Source organism: Streptomyces sp. NPDC048566 (genome assembly GCF_043199735.1).
Taxonomy (GTDB): domain Bacteria; phylum Actinomycetota; class Actinomycetes; order Streptomycetales; family Streptomycetaceae; genus Streptomyces.
In genome coordinates this window covers 40241-57838 of record NZ_JBICWL010000028.1, presented here as the reverse complement: position 1 = coordinate 57838, position 17598 = coordinate 40241, and the positions used below count along the sequence as shown (strand labels likewise).

9 protein-coding genes are annotated in these 17598 nt (G+C 73.8%); 3 read left to right on the top strand and 6 right to left on the bottom strand.

Annotated elements, in window-relative coordinates; translation table 11 throughout:
- Positions 1–9 precede the first annotated feature (9 nt).
- The 3 genes from ACGFS9_RS28565 to ACGFS9_RS28555 all read right to left on the bottom strand — a co-directional run bounded on the left by ACGFS9_RS28565 (position 10) and on the right by ACGFS9_RS28555 (position 7940).
- Positions 10–3621, bottom strand: a complete 3612-nt coding sequence (locus ACGFS9_RS28565; RefSeq protein WP_393257103.1) for a UvrD-helicase domain-containing protein — start codon at positions 3619–3621, stop codon at positions 10–12.
- A 156-nt stretch (positions 3622–3777) separates the two neighbouring features.
- Entirely contained in the window at positions 3778–7332 is a 3555-nt protein-coding gene (locus ACGFS9_RS28560) for a UvrD-helicase domain-containing protein (RefSeq protein WP_393257102.1), read from the bottom strand.
- A gap of 239 nt (positions 7333–7571) precedes the next feature.
- Positions 7572–7940 (bottom strand): MGMT family protein, encoded by a 369-nt coding sequence (locus ACGFS9_RS28555; RefSeq protein WP_393257101.1) that lies wholly within the window; start codon positions 7938–7940, stop codon positions 7572–7574.
- A 183-nt stretch (positions 7941–8123) separates the two neighbouring features.
- On the opposite strand from ACGFS9_RS28555, the gene ACGFS9_RS28550 reads away from it, so the two are divergent.
- From ACGFS9_RS28550 to ACGFS9_RS28540, 3 genes are all read left to right on the top strand, one after another.
- A complete protein-coding gene (locus ACGFS9_RS28550) occupies positions 8124–10967 on the top strand; it encodes a lysylphosphatidylglycerol synthase domain-containing protein (RefSeq protein ID WP_393257100.1) in 2844 nt (947 codons plus the stop codon).
- A 245-nt stretch (positions 10968–11212) separates the two neighbouring features.
- Positions 11213–12757, top strand: a complete 1545-nt coding sequence (locus ACGFS9_RS28545; protein ID WP_393257099.1) for an alpha/beta hydrolase — start codon at positions 11213–11215, stop codon at positions 12755–12757.
- 114 nt (positions 12758–12871) lie between these two features.
- Positions 12872–14425: an alpha/beta hydrolase gene (locus ACGFS9_RS28540; RefSeq protein ID WP_393257098.1), complete on the top strand. Its 1554-nt coding sequence runs from the start codon at positions 12872–12874 to the stop codon at positions 14423–14425.
- Positions 14426–14496: 71 nt separating this feature from the next.
- Here ACGFS9_RS28540 and moeZ read toward each other — a convergent pair whose 3' ends face one another.
- The 3 genes from moeZ to ACGFS9_RS28525 all read right to left on the bottom strand — a co-directional run bounded on the left by moeZ (position 14497) and on the right by ACGFS9_RS28525 (position 17450).
- The gene (gene moeZ, locus ACGFS9_RS28535) at positions 14497–15675 is read right to left on the bottom strand and encodes an adenylyltransferase/sulfurtransferase MoeZ (protein WP_393257097.1); all 1179 of its coding nucleotides are present in this window, start codon (positions 15673–15675) and stop codon (positions 14497–14499) included.
- Positions 15676–15738: 63 nt separating this feature from the next.
- The gene (locus ACGFS9_RS28530) at positions 15739–16491 is read right to left on the bottom strand and encodes a spherulation-specific family 4 protein (RefSeq protein ID WP_393257096.1); all 753 of its coding nucleotides are present in this window, start codon (positions 16489–16491) and stop codon (positions 15739–15741) included.
- A complete protein-coding gene (locus tag ACGFS9_RS28525; protein ID WP_393257095.1) occupies positions 16479–17450 on the bottom strand; it encodes an NAD-dependent epimerase/dehydratase family protein in 972 nt (323 codons plus the stop codon). Before ACGFS9_RS28525 ends, ACGFS9_RS28530 begins: the two co-directional genes overlap by 13 nt.
- Positions 17451–17598: the final 148 nt, after the last annotated feature.

Genomic DNA, 17598 nt, shown 5'->3' with positions numbered 1-17598 from the left:
CCCACGAGCCTAGCGGCCCGCGGAGGCGGGTTCGTCCGGCGGATCTCCGAACGGCCCGTCCGACGGGAGCGCCGGGTCCTCGGTGAGCAGCCGCTCCAGCGCGGCCCGGCCGGGGAGGTGGGCCGGGCGGACGACATCCCCGCCGCGCACGTACACGAACGCGGCCGTGACGGACTCCGGCGGAACGCCCTGCCGCTCGGCCCAGGCGAGGCGGTAGACCGCGAGCTGGAGCGGGTCGGCGGCACGCTCCCGGCTGGTCTTCCAGTCGACGATCTCGTAGGTCGCCGCGTCTCCGTCGCCGTTCTTGTACACGGCGTCGATACGCCCGCGCACCACGCGCCCCGCGATGGCGAGCTGGAAGGGCGCCTCGACGCGGTACGGGGTGCGCCGGGCGTAGGGAGTCCGCTCGAAGGCGTCCTTGAGTACCTCCAGGTCACGCTCGTCGGCGATCTCGGCGTCGCCGCCGGGCAGGTCCTCGGGCTCCAGCATGGGCAGCCGCAGTTCCTCGAAGCGGGACTCGACCCAGGCGTGGAAGCGGGTGCCCCGGCGGGCGGCGGGCTGCGGGGGGCGCGGCATGGGGCGGGCGAGTTCCCGGGCGAAGGCGTCCGGGTCGGCGGCGAGGCTCAGCAGTTGGGAGGCGGTGAGGGAGGCGGGCAGCGGTACGTCGGTGACGGTCGCGCGGGCCCGCAGGAGCTCACCCGTGAGCGCGTCCAGGTCGCGGTCCCAGGAGGCGAGGGTGCGCGCCTCCTCGGGCGTGAGGCGCTCGCTCGCGGGGTCCCCGGGGTGCGGGCGGGCGTCGGCGGACGGCGCGTGGGCCTGGTGCGGGACGGTCGGGCGGTCGGCGGGGCGCTCGGTGGTCCAGGAGTCCCACTCCGGGTCGTCGCTCTCGTGGCGGGGCTGCTCCGGGAGGCGGTCCTCGGCGGAGTCCGCCCGGGTGGAGCCGGGGTCCGTATACGGGTCTGCCGGCACGCCCTCCTCGGGCCCGAACGGATCGGGCTCCTCCTCGTCCTCGGGCGGGGGCGGCCACTCGGGGTCGTCGTAGGCGGCGGGGCTGTCGGCGGCAGGCCGGGGGCGGGCCGCGGTCGCGGGGTGCGCCTCGTCGTGCGCGGCGGCCCGCTCCAGGTGGGCGAGCACGGTCCGCGCCGCCGCACGCCGCCTGCGCAGGGCCGCCTCGTCCAGCGGCAGCGGCCAGGCGTGGTCGGCGGACGTCTCGCCGAGGGCCGGGTTCTCCTCGCCGTCGGCGGGCTCGTCGGCCCATGCCTCGATCTCGCCGTGTCCGGCCGCGCAGTGCCCGTACAGGGCGTGCAGGAAGTCGGACGGGCCGCGGGGACGCTTCTGGGAGGGGCCCCACCAGTGGCCGGAGCCGAGCAGAAGCGAACGGGGGCGGGTGAACGTGACGTAGCCGAGGCGGAGTTCCTCGGTGCGCTGGTGGTCCTTCATGGCGTCGTGGAAGCCCTTGAGGCCGCGGGCGTCCCACGCCTCGACGTCGGGCAGGGTGTCGGCGTCGCCGCGCAGGGTGTGCGGCAGGACCTTGCCCTGGGCGGTCCACTTCTCGCGGCCCTGTCCGCTGGGGAAGGTTCCCTCGACGAGGCCGGGGACGGCGACCACGTCCCATTCCAGGCCCTTGGACTTGTGCGCGGTGAGCACCTTGACGGTGTTCTCGCCGCCGGGCAGCGCGTTGTCCAGGCCCTTCTCGTACCGGGCGGCGGTGCGCAGGAAGCCGAGGAAGGCGAGCAGGTTCGCCTCGCCGTCCCCGGCGGCGAAGGAGGCGGCGACGTCGAGGAAGTTCGACAGGGTCTCGCGGCGCCGGGCGGCCAGGGCGTGCGGCGACGCGGAGAGTTCGACCTCGAGGCCGGTGACGGCGAGGACCCGGTGCAGGACGTCCATCAGGGGGTCGGCCAGCGACCGGCGCAGTTCGCGCAGCTCGGCGGCGAGCCGCGCGAACCGCACGCGCGCCTCCGGGGAGAAGGGCAGCCCCGTCGGGGCCCCGTCGTCCCCCGGGGGCTCGGCGCCGTTGTCCAGGAAGGTGTCCAGGGCGTCCGCGAGCGAGACGACCTCGGCCGGGTCGACGCCCTCGACGGCGGCCGCGAGCCGGCGGTCCGGGTCGTCGTCGGCTCCCCCGCGCGCGTGGGACACGAGCTGCCGTGCGCGGCGGCCGAGGAGTGCGAGGTCGCGCGGTCCGATGCGCCAGCGGGGGCCGGTGAGCAGCCGGACGAGGGAGGCGTTGGCGCCGGGGTCCTGGAGGACCTCGCAGACGGCGACGAGGTCGGCCACCTCGGGCAGGTGCAGCAGCCCGGAGAGGCCCACCACCTCGACGGGGACGTCGCGGGCGACGAGGGCGCCCTGGATCTCCGCGAAGTCGGTGGCGGTCCGGCACAGGACGGCGATCTCGCCGGGGGCCGTCCCGGCGCGCACGAGATGGGCGATGGACTCGGCCAGCCACGCGATCTCCTCGGCGTGGGTGCGCAGGAGCGCGCAGCGCACGAGGCCGTCGCGTTCGGCGCCGGGGGCGGGCCGCAGTGCCTCCACGCCCGCGTGCCGGGCGCGCAGCGGCTCGGCGAGGCCGTTGGCGAGGTCGAGGAGGCGGCCTCCGCTGCGGCGGTTCTCGCTGAGCGACTGCCGGGTGGCGGGCCCGCCGTCGGCGCGTGCGAAGTGCTCGGGGAAGTCGTCGAGGTTGGCCACGGAGGCGCCGCGCCAGCCGTAGATGGCCTGGCAGGGGTCGCCGACCGCCGTCACGGGGTGCCCGGTGCCCGCGCCGAAGAGTCCGGCGAGCAGGACGCGTTGGGCGACCGAGGTGTCCTGGTACTCGTCCAGCAGGACCACCCGGAACTCGTCGCGCAGGATCTCCCCGACCTCGGGCCGGGTGCGCGCGAGCGTCGCGGAGAGGGCGATCTGGTCGCCGAAGTCGAGGAGGTCACGTTCGCGTTTGGCGGCGCGGTAGCGGCCGACGAGGTCGGCGAGTTCGCGGCGGGCGGCGGCGGCCTCGGGGACCTTGCGCAGGTCGGCGTTGCCGAGCCGGGCACCGTCCAGGTGGCGCAGGAGTTCCGCGTCGTGGGCCAGCAGGTCCGCGGGGCGCACGAGGTGTTCGGACAGCTCCGCGTCGAGGGCGAGGAGATCGCCGACCAGGTCGGGGAAGGAGCGGGTCAGCGCCGGGTAGGGGCCCGGTGCCTCGCGCAGCACGCGCGCGGCCAGTTGGTAGCGGGTGGCGTCGGCGAGCAGCCGGGAGGTCGGTTCCAGGCCGAGGCGCAGGCCGTGGTCGGTGAGCAGCCGGCCCGCGAACGCGTGGTAGGTGGAGATGACCGGCTCGCCGGGCGGCTGGTCGGGGTCGATGACGTCGGGGTCCGTGACGCCCGCCTTGACCAGCGCCGCGCGGACCCGCTCCGCGAGTTCGCCCGCCGCCTTGTTGGTGAACGTCAGGCCGAGGACCTGCTCGGGGGCGACCTGCCCGGTGCCGACCAGCCACACCACGCGTGCCGCCATCACCGTCGTCTTGCCGGACCCCGCTCCGGCCACGATCACCTGCGGGGCGGGCGGCGCGGTGATGCACTCCGTCTGCTCCGGGGTGAACGGAATCCCGAGCAGCTCGTTGAGCTGCTCGGGGCGGGTGATACGGGCGGGCATGTCCGAGAGGCTAGCGGCGCCCGCCGACAGCGGGGGCCACATCGGCTCCCGGTCCGGAAGAAGCGCTGGTCAGCCCGTGTGGTGCCGTACGTCACTCCGGGGACGCCCGGCCGCCGGCCGTGCGGTGCGCGGACGCGGTGTCCGCGGTGCGGCGGCTCATTCGACGATCTGGCGGCCCTCGGGGCGGGCGCTGCACGAGGCCCGGAACGCGCAGTGGGTGCACTGCTGGCCGGTCGTCGGGGAGAACCGCTCGTCGAGCACCTTGCCGGCGGCGTTGGCCAGCAGGTCGCCGACCCATTCGCCCTCCAGCGGCTCCTGTGCCTGGACCTTGGGCAGGGTCTCGCCGCCGTTCTTCCGGGCGGCGCCCTGCCGGAGCTGGACCAGTTCGGCGCCGCCCGGCGCGGGGCGTTCGCCGTCGAAGGCGTCGTCGACGGCGCCCTCGCGGACGGCGAGCTGGTAGACGGCCAGCTGGGGGTGGTGGGCCACCTCGGCGGCGCTGGGCGCCTGCTTGCCGGTCTTGAAGTCGACGACGTAGGCGCGGCCCTCGGTGTCCGCCTCGACCCGGTCCATGGAGCCGCGGATGCGCACTTCGTAGGAACCCGCTTCGAGGGTCACGTCGAAGTCGTGCTCGCTGGCCACCGGGGTGCGCCCGGTGCGGTCCGTGACATGCCACTTCAGGAAGCGTTCGAGCGCCACGCGGGCGTGCTCCTTCTCCTGCGCCGACTTCCACGGCGCGTCGAAGGCGAGGGCGTTCCACACGGAGTCGAGGCGCTCCATGAGGACGTCGAGATCGGCGGGGGTGCGTCCGGAGGCGACCTCGTCGGCCAGGACGTGCACCACGTTGCCGAATCCCTGGGCCGCGGTGGCGGGGGCGTCGGCCTTCACCTCGCGCCCGAGGAACCACTGCAGGGCGCAGGTGTTGGCGAGTTGGTCGAGGGCGCTGCCGGACAGCACGACGGGCCGGTCGCGGTCGCGCAGCGGGACCTTGTTCTCGGTCGGCTCGTCCACGCCCCACCAGCGGTACGGGTGCGCGGAGGGGACCAGCGGGCGGCCGTCCTCGTCGGCGAGGGCGGCGAGCCGGGCGAGGCGCCGGGCCGCGGCCTGCCGGAGGTGTTCCGAGACGTGCGGGTCGACGGTGGTGGCGCGCAGTTCGGCGACGAGCGCGGCCACGGACAGCGGGCGGCGCGGGCGGCCGGCGACGTCCTCGGGCTCGACCCCGAGTTCGGCCAGGAAGCGCGAGGGCTGGTCGCCGTCGTCGGCGGGTGCCTTCACCGCGGTGACGACGAGGCGTTCACGCGCGCGGGTGGCGGCCACGTAGAACAGCCGGCGCTCCTCGGCGAGGAGCGCCCCGGGGGTGAGGGGTTCGGCAAGGCCGTCCCGCCCGATGCGGTCGGCCTCCAGCAGGGAGCCCCGGCGCCGCAGATCGGGCCAGAGCCCCTCCTGGACGCCCGCCACGACGACGAGCCGCCACTCCAGCCCCTTGGAGCGGTGCGCCGTCATGAGGCGTACCGCGTCCGGCCGGACGGCGCGCCGGGTGAGGGTGTCGGCCGCGATGTCCTCGGCGTCGATCTGCTCCAGGAAGTTCAGGGCGCCGCGCCCCCCGGTGCGTTCCTCGGCGCGCGCGGCGGTCGCGAAGAGCGCGCACACGGCGTCGAGGTCCCGGTCGGCGTTGCGGCCGGCCGCGCCGCCGCGGCGGGCGGCCCGCTCCAGGCGCTGGGGCCAGGGCGTGCCCTGCCAGAGGTCCCAGAGCGCCTCCTCGGCGCTTCCGCCGCCGGCGAGCCGCTCGCGCGCCTTGCGCAGCAGTGCCCCGAGGCGCTGGGCCCCGCGGGCGTACGCCGGATCGTGCGCGACGAGCCGCTCGGGCTCGGCCAGCGCGCGGGCCAGCAGCACGTCGGAGGGCGGGGGCAGCAGGTTGCCGCCGGCCCGCTCCTCCTCGCGCAGCGCCCGGCCCAGGCGCCGCAGGTCCGCCGCGTCCATGCTGGCGAGCGGCGAGGCGAGCAGGGTGAGCGCGGTCTCGGTGTCCAGCCAGGCGGCGGAAGGAGCGGTGCCGGGGTCCGGCGCCTCGGCCGGATCGTCCTGCACACCGGGCTCGGGCGGCGCACCTTCCGCCTCTCCGCCCGCGCCCGGAGCGTCGACGGGGCGCACGGCCTCGTCCTCGCCGTCCCTTGCGTCCCGGTCGTCCGCGACTCCCGCGTTCTCCTCGGTGCGCCGCGCGGGCGGGGGCCCGTCCGCGGCCTCGGGCGGGCGGGCGTCCGCGCGGGGGGCGGCGTCCTCGGACACGCCGAGCGTGCCCGCACCTCGGCCCGGGTCCGCGTCCGACGCCGCCCGCGCCACGGCGCGCAGCGCGGTCAGCAGCGGGGCGACCGCCGGTTCGTGGCGCAGCGGCAGGTCGTCCCCGTCGATGTCGAGGGGAACGCCGGCGGCGGTGAGCGCCCGCCGGACCGTGGGGATCGTCCGGGAGCCCGCGCGGACGAGGACGGCCATCTCCCCCCAGGCGACCCCGTCCTCCAGATGGGCGCGGCGCAGGATGTCCGCGATGTTGTCGAGTTCCGCACCGGCCGTCGGGTACGTGTAGACCTCGGTGCGTCCCCCGCCGCGCACCGGGGACAGTTCGCGGTGGGCGCGGACCTTCTCGGACGGCAGGCGGGTCAGCGGCATGCGCTGGGTGAGCAGACGGGTCGCGCCGAGCAGGCGGGCGCCGGAGCGGCGGGAGGTCCCCAGGACCGCGACCGGGGCGGGCCGGCCGTCCGCGCGCGGGAAGGCGTCGGGGAAGTCCAGGATGCCGTTCACGTCCGCCCCGCGGAACGCGTAGATCGACTGGTCCGGGTCGCCGAACGCGACGAGCGTGCGGCCACCGCCCGCGAGGGCGTGCAGCAGCCGCACCTGCGCGGGGTCGGTGTCCTGGAATTCGTCCACGTAGACGGCGTCGTACTGGGCGGCGAGCCGCGAGGCGACCTCGGGGCGGCCGGCCAGGAGCACCGCGCGGTGGACCAGTTCCGCGTAGTCGAGCACGCCCTGGAGGTCGAGCACGTCGAGGTACTCGGCGAGGAAGGTGGCGGCGGCACTCCAGTCCGGACGGCCGATGCGCCGGGCGAAGGCCTGGAGCGCGTCGGGGCCGAGACCCAGTTCCCGGCTGCGGGCGAGGACCGCGCGGACCTCGTCGGCGAAGCCGCGGGTGGTCAGGCAGGCGCGCAGGTCGTCGGGCCAGCGCACGGAGGCGAGACCGAGCCGCTCCAGGTCGGGCTGGCCGGCGAGGAGTCCGCGCACCGCCACGTCCTGTTCGGGACCGGACAGCAGCCGCAGCGGTTCCGCGAAGAGGTCGGCGTCCTGGTGGGCGCGGACCAGGGCGTAGCAGAAGGAGTGGAAGGTGGTGGCCTGGGGAGCGCGGGCGGCTCCGATGCGCAGCGCCATGCGGTCGCGCAGCTCGACGGCGGCCTTCCGGCTGAACGTGAGCACCAGGAGGCGTGCGGGATCGGCGCCCCGCGCGATCCGCGCGGCGACGGACTCGACGAGTGTGGTCGTCTTGCCCGTTCCGGGGCCCGCGAGAACGAGGAGCGGCCCGCCCGCGTGCTCAACCACCGTGCGCTGCCCTGCGTCAAGACGAGGGGGATCCACCCGGGCCGGCGCGGTGCGCACCAGCCGGTACGCACCGCGGGTCCCCGGGCGCACCCGGGGGTGCGCCGGGTGCCTGGTGGAGGAAGTGGAGCTCACGTGGTTCGCCGGTCCTGGTGGTCGTACTGGTTGGCGGGCCGTCGCGTGTCGGAGGCGGTGGCCGCGGGATGAGAGGGAAGCGCGCCGACGACGGTACGCCGGTGGGGCTCACGGAAGCAGGGCCTCCGCCTCTTCCCTCACGCCCCGCGCGTCCCTCGCCTCACGAACGTACGGCATGCCGCGCGGGTGCCGCGGTTCCCCCGTACGGGTGTGCGGTGTCCCGTGCGTACCGGACGCCGTCAGCTGTGGCCGCCTTGCGCACGATCGCCGCCGTCCCAGCGCGCCCGTCTCATGTCGACGCGCGGCACATGGCCGTCGGCGGACCGGTCGGCCTCCTTCAGGGGCGTTCCCTCGGACCGGTAGTGGCCCAGCGCGTCCAGCTCGTGTCCCGGCAGCAGCTTCCCGTCGGAGCGGGTGACCCGCCACCAGGGGACCGCGCCGCCGTAGAGGGCCATCACACGCCCCACCTGGCGCGGGCCGCCCTCGTCGAGCCACTCGGCGATGTCGCCGTAGGTCATGACGCGCCCGGGCGGGATCAGCTCGGCGACTTCGAGGACCCGCTCCGCGTACTCCGGCAGGGCGTCCGCCGGAAGGCTCTGCTCGCTCATCCGGCCCATCCTGCCCCACTCCACCGACAATGTGAGGTGGCGGCGGTGCGCATCCATCACTCCGGGGTGCCGCCTGAGGCAGACTGTGCGATCCCGCATGTGCACCCTGATGCCCGCGTGTGTCAGTCGGGCATGCCACCATCGTGCGGGCGGTGACTGGTGATACGAGACCAAGAAGAGACGATGAGGCAGCAGGGCGTGCACCCCGAAGACGCGGAGGGCACCTCCGAGGCCTCGTCGCGCCCGGACACCGGCGGCGGGAAGGACGAGACGGTCGCGGACGGCGCGGCGGGGAGGCCCGGGGAGGCGCCCGGCCCGGAAGCCTCCGGGGCCGGGCCGGCCCCGGAGGAGGCCGAGGACACCGTCGTGCGCGCCCATGAGCCGCGGGCGCGCACGGCCGGCGGGGACGGCGCGGCCGTGGACGACGAGCCCGTCGGCGAGGTCGAGGGGGACGAACCCCTCCTCCCCGCGCGCGTGCACCGCCCCTCGGATTTGATGCGGCTCCTCGTCGGCGTGCTCGCCATCGTCGTGCTGCTCGCCGTCGCCGCGTTCGCGCACGGCACCACCTCGGGGCTCGAACAGGACATCAACAAGGGCACCGGGCAGGCACCCGATCTGCTGATCAAGATCGCCGGACTCGCGTCCAGCATCGCGATCCTGCTGGTCCCCGTGGCGTTCGCGATCGAACGCCTGATCAAGCGGGACGGACTGCGCATCGCCGACGGCGTGCTGGCGGCCGTCCTCGCCCACGGCGTGACGCTCGCCACGGACCTCTGGGTGGCGAAGGGTTCTCCCGGCTCCATCCAGGAGGCGCTCACCCAGCCCTCCCCCGGTGACGTCCACGCCCTCACCGACCCGGTGCACGGCTATCTGGCACCGGTGATCGCCTACATGACGGCGGTCGGCATGTCCCGCAGACCGCGCTGGCGCGCGGTGCTCTGGGTGGTGCTCCTGCTCGACGCGTTCTCCATGCTGGTCACCGGCTACACGACACCGTTCTCGATCATCCTGACGGTGCTCATCGGCTGGACCGTCGCGTACGGAACGCTGTACGCGGTCGGCTCGCCGAACGTCCGGCCCACCGGCCGGACCCTCATGGCGGGCCTTCGGCACGTGGGCTTCCACCCGGTCAGCGCGGCCCGCGAGGAGGCACCGGAGACCACGGAGAACGGCGACCGCGGCCGGCGCTACTTCGTCACCCTGGAGGACGGGCGGCCGCTGGACGTCACGGTCGTGGACCGGGAGCAGCAGGCCCAGGGGTTCTTCTACCGCGCCTGGCGCCGGCTGACGCTGCGCGGCATCACCACGCGCCGCAGCCTGCAGTCGCTGCGCCAGGCCCTGGAGCAGGAAGCGCTCCTCGCATACGCGGCCATCGCCGCCGGCGCCAACGCGCCCAAGCTGATCGCCACCTCGGAGCTGGGTCCGGACGCCGTGATGCTCGTCTACGAGCACACGGGGGGCCGGACGCTCGACTCCCTGCCCGACGAACAGGTCACCGACGACCTGCTGCGCGACATGTGGCACCAGGTGCAGGCGTTGCAGTCACGGCGCATCGCCCACCGCAGGCTGGCCGGTGACGCGATTCTGGTGGATCGTTCCGGCAAGGTGATCCTCACGGATCTGCGGGGCGGCGAGATCGCGGCCGGTGAGCTGCTGCTGCGGATGGACATCGCCCAGCTGGTGACGACGGTCGGTCTGCGGGTGGGGGCCGAGCGCGCGGTGGCGTCGGCGGTCGGCGTCCTCGGCCCCGACGCGGTCGCGGACTGCCTGCCCATGCTCCAGCCCATCGCCCTGACCCGCAGCACGCGCGCGACCCTGCGGAAGCTGGCCCGGGAACGCGCGCAGCGGGAACGGGACGCCGTGCTCGAAGCGTCCCGGCAGGCCAAGCTCGACCGTGCGGAGGCGGCCGAACCGGACTCCGCGCCCGTCTCCGAGAAGAGCGCGAAGAAGGCCGTCCGCGCCGAACAGCGCGCCGAGAAGCGGGCCATCGACGAAGCGATCGACGAGGCGCGCGAGGAGGACCTGCTCACCCAGATCCGTCACGAGGTCCTGCTGATCAGGCCGCAGGCGCCGGTGGAGCCGGCCCGTCTGGAGCGCGTCCGGCCGCGCACCCTCATCAGCTTCATCGCCGGGGCCATCGGCGCGTACTTCCTGCTCACGCAGCTCACCCACATCGAGTTCGGCACCCTCTTCGACAACGCCGAGTGGGGCTGGGTGGCGGCGGCCGTCCTGTTCTCCGCACTGAGCTACTTCGCGGCGGCGATGAGCCTGCTCGGTTTCGTGCCCGAGCGGGTGCCGTTCCTGCGGACCGTGGCGGCTCAGGTCGCCGGGTCGTTCGTGAAGATCGTCGCCCCCGCGGCGGTCGGCGGAGTCGCCCTCAACACGCGCTTCCTGCAACGCGCCGGCGTGCGCCCCGGGCTGGCCGTGGCGAGCGTCGGCGCCTCCCAGTTGTTCGGACTGGGCTGCCACATCCTGATGCTGCTGTCCTTCGGCTACCTGACCGGCACGGAGAAGACACCGTCGCTGTCGCCGTCCCGGACGGTCATCGCCGGGCTGCTGACGGTCGCCGTGCTGGTCCTGGTGGTGACGTCGGTGCCGTTCCTGCGCAAGTTCGTGGCCACGCGTGTGCGGTCGCTGTTCGCCGGGGTCGTCCCGCGCATGCTCGACGTGCTCCAGCGCCCGCAGAAGCTCGTCACCGGTATCGGCGGCATGCTGCTGCTCACGGCCTGCTTCGTGATGTGCCTGGACGCCTCGATCCGCGCGTTCGGTCACGAGGAGCCCACCACGCTGAGCCTGGCCAGCGTGGCGGTCGTGTTCCTCGCCGGCAACGCGCTGGGCTCGGCCGCTCCGACCCCGGGCGGCGTCGGGGCGGTCGAGGCGACGCTGACCGTCGGACTGATCGCGGTCGGCCTGCCCAAGGAGGTCGCGGCCCCCGCGGTGCTGCTGTACCGGCTGCTCACCCTGTGGATTCCGGTGCTGCCCGGCTGGCTGTTCTTCAACCACCTGACCCGCAAGGGCGCGCTCTAGTGCCCTGACCGGACGGGTTCGTCGGCTCGCGACGCCCGGCACGCCACGTCGCCGCGTCCACGCGCTGCACCGCACCGGACGCCGCGAGCCGTCGGCGAACCCTTCCGGTCACGGCACCAGCCGCACCGCACCCCGATGCCCCCGGTGCGCCCGCCGGGACCGCGGCACCGGACCGTCGCCGCGCCGCCTCACCCACACGGCGCGTGCCCCGAGCGCGCCGCCGCGCGGGCCCGCAGGATGGGAGCATGCCGAACCCGTCCCCGCTGCGCGCCGCTGCCCTGACCCTGTCCGCCGTCCTGCTGGCCGCCTGCGCGACCGGGTGCGGAGGCGACGGCAGCGACGGGGACCTGACGGCGCAGAAGCTCGCCTGGAAGGAGTGCCCGGCCCCCTCCGAGTCCGAAGGCGGGGGCAGCGCCCCCTCTCCCCTGCCGGGCGGGACGCCCTGGCAGTGCGCCACCCTCAAGGCCCCGCTCGACTGGGCGGACCCCGAGGGGGACACCATCGGGCTCGCGCTGATCAGGGCGAAGTCCAGCGGTGACGCGGGCCGGCGCATCGGCTCGCTCATCTTCAACTTCGGCGGTCCCGGCGGCTCGGGCGTCACCACCCTGCCCGCCTTCGGCAAGGACTACGCCGCCCTGCGCACCCGCTACGACCTGGTCAGTTTCGACCCGCGCGGCGTCGGCCGCAGCGCCGGGGTGGAGTGCGAGGACGACCAGCAGCTGGACGCGTACTTCCAGCAGGACGCGACTCCGGACGACGCGGCGGAGACCCGCGAGCTGCTGCGCAACACCACGGCCTTCAACGCCGCGTGCGAGAAGAACTCCGGACGGGTCCTCCCCCATGTGCGCACCACCGACGCGGCGCGCGACATGGACCTGATGCGCCAGGTGCTCGGCGACGACAAGCTGCACTACTTCGGCATCTCCTACGGCACCGAGCTGGGCGGCGTGTACGCCCACCTGTTCCCCCAGCACGTGGGACGCGCCGTGTTCGACGGCGTCGTCGACCCGACGCAGACCCCGGAGCAGAGTTCCCTCGGCCAGGCCAAGGGCTTCCAGCTCGCGCTGGACAACTTCGCCGCGGACTGCACGTCGAAGGTGGAGGACTGCCCGATCGGCGACACGGCGCAGGACGTCAAGGACCGGATCGCCCGGCTGCTGAAGGATCTGGAGGCCAAGCCGATCCCCGGTGTCTTCCCGCGGGAGCTGACGCAGACCGCGGCGACGAACGGCATCGCGCAGTCCCTGTACTCGAAGGACTTCTGGGAGTACCTGACCGAGGGTCTCCAGCAGGCGTACCAGGGCGACGGCAGGGTGCTGATGCTGCTGTCCGACTCGATGAACGGGCGGAACGAGAACGGCACGTACAGCAACATCACGGCGGCGAACATCTCGATCAACTGCGCCGACGAGAAACCGCGGTACAACGCGGACTTCGTGCGGTCGAGGCTCCCGGAGTTCCGGGCCGCCTCCCCGCTGTTCGGCGACTACCTGGCCTGGGGCATGGTCAGCTGCACCGACTGGGCGGTGCCGGGCGCCGCGGACCACCCGGACGTCAGCGCCCCCGGCGCGGCGCCGATCCTCGTGGTGGGCAACACCGGGGACCCGGCCACGCCGTACGAGGGTGCGCGGAAGATGGTGGACGCCCTCGGCGGGGACGTGGGGGTCGAGCTGACCTACAAGGGGCAGGGGCACGGGGCCTACGACAGCAGGAACCGGTGTGTGCAAGGTGCGGTGAACGGCTATCTGCTGGAGGGCACCGTGCCGCGGTCCGGAACCGTCTGCTCCTAGATACTCGCAGCTCAGAGCGTTATCCACAGGCTTCGACGGGGTCGGGGGCGGGCGCCTAGTATGGCGTGCAGGTGATCCGCGACCGGGGCGGAGCACGGGCAAGGGGGGACTCTCATGACACGTTTCGCACGGTGGACGGCGGTCGCCGCCGCCGCGTTGCTGGTGACCGGCTGTGGCGGGGGCCCGTCGGACGGCGGCCCGGACGAGGGGCGGAACGGCGACGGGCCGTCCGCCGCCGCGCCGTCCTCGGCCGGCACGCCCGGTCTGCCCGCCTCCCTGACCGCGCAGAAGCCGGACTGGGGCCGCTGCAAGGCCACACCGGAGGCGCCGGCGCCCGGGAACGGTTGGCAGTGCGCGACGCTCAAGGTCCCGCTGGACTACGCGAAACCGGCCGGCCCGACGATCGGCCTCGCGCTGATCCGCTCGAAGTCGACCGGCGGGCAGGGCAAGCGCATCGGCTCGCTGCTGTTCAACTTCGGTGGCCCGGGCGGCTCGGGAGTCTCCGCGATGCCGTCGTACGCGAGCCTCGTCGGGCGGCTCCACGAGCGGTACGACCTGGTGAGCTGGGACCCGCGCGGAGTCGCCGCGAGCGAGGGGGTGCGGTGCCGCTCGGACCAGGCCATCGAAGCCTCCGAGTCGGTGGACGCCACTCCGGACGACGCGGCGGAGGAAGCGGCGTACTTCAAGGACGCCGCGGACTTCGGCAAGGGCTGCGCCAAGGCCGCCGGAAAGCTGCTCGCGCACGTGTCGACGACCGACACGGCCAAGGACATGGACCTGATGCGCCAGGTCCTCGGCGACCGCAGCATGCACTACTTCGGCATCTCCTACGGGACGGAACTGGGCGGTGTGTACGCCCACCTGTTCCCGAGGAACGTGGGGCGCCTGGTGCTGGACGCCGTCGTCGACCCGAGCGCCGACACCGTGGGCCACGCCAAGAACCAGACGCTGGGCTTCCAGCGCGCCCTCGACGACTACCTCACGTCGACCGGCCGGGATCCGCGGGAGGGCTCACGCGAGATCGCCGACCTGCTGGAGCGGATCGACGCCGAGCCGCTGCCCACCTCGGGGTCCCGCAAGCTGACCCAGACGCTGGCTCTCACCGGCATCGTCCTGCCGCTGTACAGCGAACAGGGCTGGCCGCGGCTCACGGCCGCCCTCAAGGACGCAGAGAAGGGGGACGGTTCGGCCCTGCTGGACCTCGCCGACAGCTACAACGAACGGGACGCCTCCGGCCACTACGGCACGACGACGCATGCGCAACGGGTCATATCGTGCCTGGACGACAAGCAGCGCCCGACGCCGGAGGAGACGAGGAAGAGGCTGGCGGAGTTCGAGCGGATCTCCCCCGTGTTCGGGGACTTCATGGGCTGGGACACGGCGGGCTGGTGCCACGACTGGCCGGTGGCCGGGCAGCACGACACCCCCGAGGTGAGTGCCCCGGGCGCCGATCCGGTGCTCGTCGTCGGCAACACCGGGGACCCGGCCACTCCGTACGAGGGCGCCCGCAGGATGGCGGACGAACTCGGCAGGGGGGTCGGTGTGGAGCTGACCTGGAAGGGCGAGGGCCACGGCGCGTACGGCAGTGGGAGCGACTGCGTGGACTCGACCGTGAACGGCTACCTGCTGGACGGGGCGGTGCCCAAGGACGGCAAGGTCTGCTCATGACGGCGGCGGGGGATGCGCGGACACCCGGTCCGTGCACCCCCCGCCGGCGAAAGAGCGGCGCGAGCCCGCGGTCAGTACACCGGCTTGTCGGGCTCGATCTGGTTGACCCAGCCGATCACACCGCCGCCGACGTGCACGGCGTCCGAGAAGCCCGCGGACTTCAGGACGGCGAGGACCTCCGCACTGCGGACACCCGTCTTGCAGTGCAGGACGATTTTCTTGTCCTGCGGCAGGCTCTCCAGGGCGGTGCCCATGAGGAACTCGTTCTTCGGGATCAGCTTGGCCCCGGGGATCGAGACGATCTCGTACTCGTTGACCTCGCGGACGTCGATGATCTCGATGTTGTCGCCCTCGTCGATCCACTCCTTGAGCTGCTTGGGAGTGATCGTGGAGCCGGCCGCCGCCTCCTGGGCCTCCTCGGACACGACGCCACAGAACGCCTCGTAGTCGATGAGTTCCGTGACGGTCGGGTTCTCGCCGCAGACCGCGCAGTTCGGGTCCTTGCGGACCTTGACCTGGCGGTACTGCATCTCCAGGGCGTCGTAGATCATCAGGCGGCCGACGAGCGGGTCGCCGATGCCGGTCAGGACCTTGATCGCCTCGGTGACCTGGATGGAGCCGATGGACGCGCACAGCACGCCCAGGACGCCGCCCTCGGCGCAGGAGGGGACCATGCCCGGCGGCGGGGGCTCCGGGTAGAGGCAGCGGTAGCAGGGACCGTGCTCGGACCAGAAGACCGAGGCCTGGCCGTCGAAGCGGTAGATCGAACCCCACACGTACGGCTTGCCGAGCAGCACGCACGCGTCGTTGACCAGGTAGCGGGTGGCGAAGTTGTCCGTGCCGTCGACGATCAGGTCGTACTGGCTGAAGATGTCCATCACGTTGTCGGCCTCGAGCCGCTCTTCGTGGAGGATCACGTTCACGTACGGGTTGATGCCGAGGACGGAGTCGCGGGCCGACTCGGCCTTGGACCGGCCGATGTCGGCCTGGCTGTGGATGATCTGGCGCTGCAGGTTCGACTCGTCGACCTCGTCGAACTCCACGATGCCGAGGGTGCCGACGCCCGCCGCGGCCAGGTACATCAGGGCGGGCGATCCGAGGCCGCCGGCGCCCACACAGAGCACCTTGGCGTTCTTCAGCCGCTTCTGCCCGTCCATGCCCACGTCGGGGATGATCAGGTGGCGGGAGTACCTGCGGACCTCGTCTACGGTGAGCTCAGCAGCCGGCTCGACCAGGGGTGGCAGCGACACGGGGACTCCGTTGATCGGTCAATCACTACGGTTGTTCTTCCCGTAACACTGCCACGCCCTTCTTCATTCCGAGACACCCGTTCCGATCCGCGAGACGATTTCGTCCCAGTAGCCGGGCACCGTCTCCCAGGGGTCGTCCCTGCCCCCGCGGTCCGAGCGATCGGTGAAGTAGATCGTGGCCGCGCCCTGCCAGCGTGCGACGCGCAGCGCCTCCTCCAGGTGACGGCGGGGCACCCCGTGCACGAGGTGGCAGAAGCGCTCGGGGGGATGGTCCGCGGTCCACTCGGCCACCTGCGACCAGCGGTAGTCGCTCCAGGGCCCGCTGAAGGTGACGAGCTGGTCGGCGCTCTCCGCGTAGCCGGGATGCGGGTGGGTACCGTGGCCCAGCACGATGTGCGCGCCCGGGCGCAGTGCCCGGAGCGCACCGACGGACCGGCGCACTCCGGAGAGCGAGGAGCGATCGGAGGGGCAGCGGCCGAGCAGGAAACCGTCGGCCTGGTACCAGTCGAGATAGCGGCGGGCGTCGGAGACGGTCTCGGCGAACGGCCGGGTCCCGTGGGCCGTGTCGAGGTGGCCGAGCACCCGGACGCCCCCGTTGCGCAGCCGTCCGGAGGCTTCAAGGCAGCGCGGGTCGGGGCGGGCGCCGGGACCGTTGTCGACGTTCAGGACGACCCAGTGCAGCGGGGTGCCCGGTCTGGTCAGCCCGTCCCATTCCAGGGGGGCGACGAGGGGGTGCGCGTAGCCGGGGACGCCGACACCGACGCCCGACCGGTCGGTTCCCGCCGTTCCCTTCGCGGTCCTGGTCAGATGCGGCACGCCGCCTCCATCCAGATGTCGGCGAGGGATTCCTCGAGGTTGATCCGGGGACGCCAGCCGAGCCGGTCGCGGGCGGTGCGCACGTCAGCCTGCTGCCAGCCGCCGCAGCCGTCCGGGTACGGGTACGCGACCGGGGCCGCGTGGTCGCCCTCGGAGCGGGGGTGCCCGATGGTGGCCCGCAGTGCGGGCCCCCCGGGGCCGGGCGGACCGTCGAGTTCGTGCAGTGCCCCGCCGTACCCGGCGACGCGGGCCAGGACGGAGGCGGCGTCGCGGAGCCGGACGGCGCGGCCCGACCCGATGTTGATGACGCCCTGCGCGGCGGAGAGGGACGCGGCGTGGACGGCGCGCGCGACGTCGCGGACGTCGATGAAGTCGCGTTGCACGCCGAGACCGCCGAGCTTCAGTTCGCCGTCGCCGGACTGCATGGCGCGGCGGAGGGCCTCGGCGAGCCGGCCGAGCGGGGATCCGGCGGGCGTTCCCGGGCCGGCGGGCGAGAAGACGCGGAGCACGACGGCGTCCAGACCGGAGCCGAGGACGAGTTCGGTGGCCGCGAGCTTGCTCACCCCGTACGGGCCGCCGGGTCGCGGTACGGCGTCCTCCGCGGTGGAGGAGCCGGGCTGGCTCGGCCCGTACTCGGCGCCGCAGCCGATCTGCACGAGCCGGGCACCGCAGCCGCTGCGCCGCAGGGCTTCGCAGACGGTGGCGACGGCGACGGTGTTGTGCCGGGTGAGGTCGCGCGCGCCGCCACGCGTGGTGCCCGCGCAGTTGACGACGACTCCGGGGTGCACGGCGTCGAGGAAGCGGGTGAGTGCGCCGGGGCTGCCCGAGGCGAGGTCGAACCGTACGTCGGCGTCGTCGCCCCGGCCGAGCGCGGTGAGCTGCACGGCCGGGTCGGCGAGCAGTCTGTCGGCGACGAAACGGCCGAGGTAGCCGTTGGCTCCGATCAGCAGGACCCTCATCGGGCGGCTCCCGGGGCGGACTCTCCGGTTCGGGAGGTGATCATCTGGCTGTCTCCTTCGAGGTGGTGCCGTGGGTGAGGGCCCGCGGTGTCGGCCCCGCGGGAGAACGTGGTCCGGCTGTCCCGGGGAGGGCCCCCGGGGTCCGGAG

Bases quoted from the DNA above. Each gene is read 5' to 3' on its own strand.
- ACGFS9_RS28525 (WP_393257095.1), bottom strand. From the start codon at position 17,450: ATGAGGGTCCTGCTGATCGGAGCCAACGGCTACCTCGGCCGTTTCGTC.
- ACGFS9_RS28545 (WP_393257099.1), top strand. From the start codon at position 11,213: ATGCCGAACCCGTCCCCGCTGCGCGCCGCTGCCCTGACCCTGTCCGCC.
- ACGFS9_RS28540 (WP_393257098.1), top strand. From the start codon at position 12,872: ATGACACGTTTCGCACGGTGGACGGCGGTCGCCGCCGCCGCGTTGCTG.
- ACGFS9_RS28555 (WP_393257101.1), bottom strand. From the start codon at position 7,940: ATGAGCGAGCAGAGCCTTCCGGCGGACGCCCTGCCGGAGTACGCGGAG.
- ACGFS9_RS28565 (WP_393257103.1), bottom strand. From the start codon at position 3,621: ATGCCCGCCCGTATCACCCGCCCCGAGCAGCTCAACGAGCTGCTCGGG.
- ACGFS9_RS28550 (WP_393257100.1), top strand. From the start codon at position 8,124: ATGAGGCAGCAGGGCGTGCACCCCGAAGACGCGGAGGGCACCTCCGAG.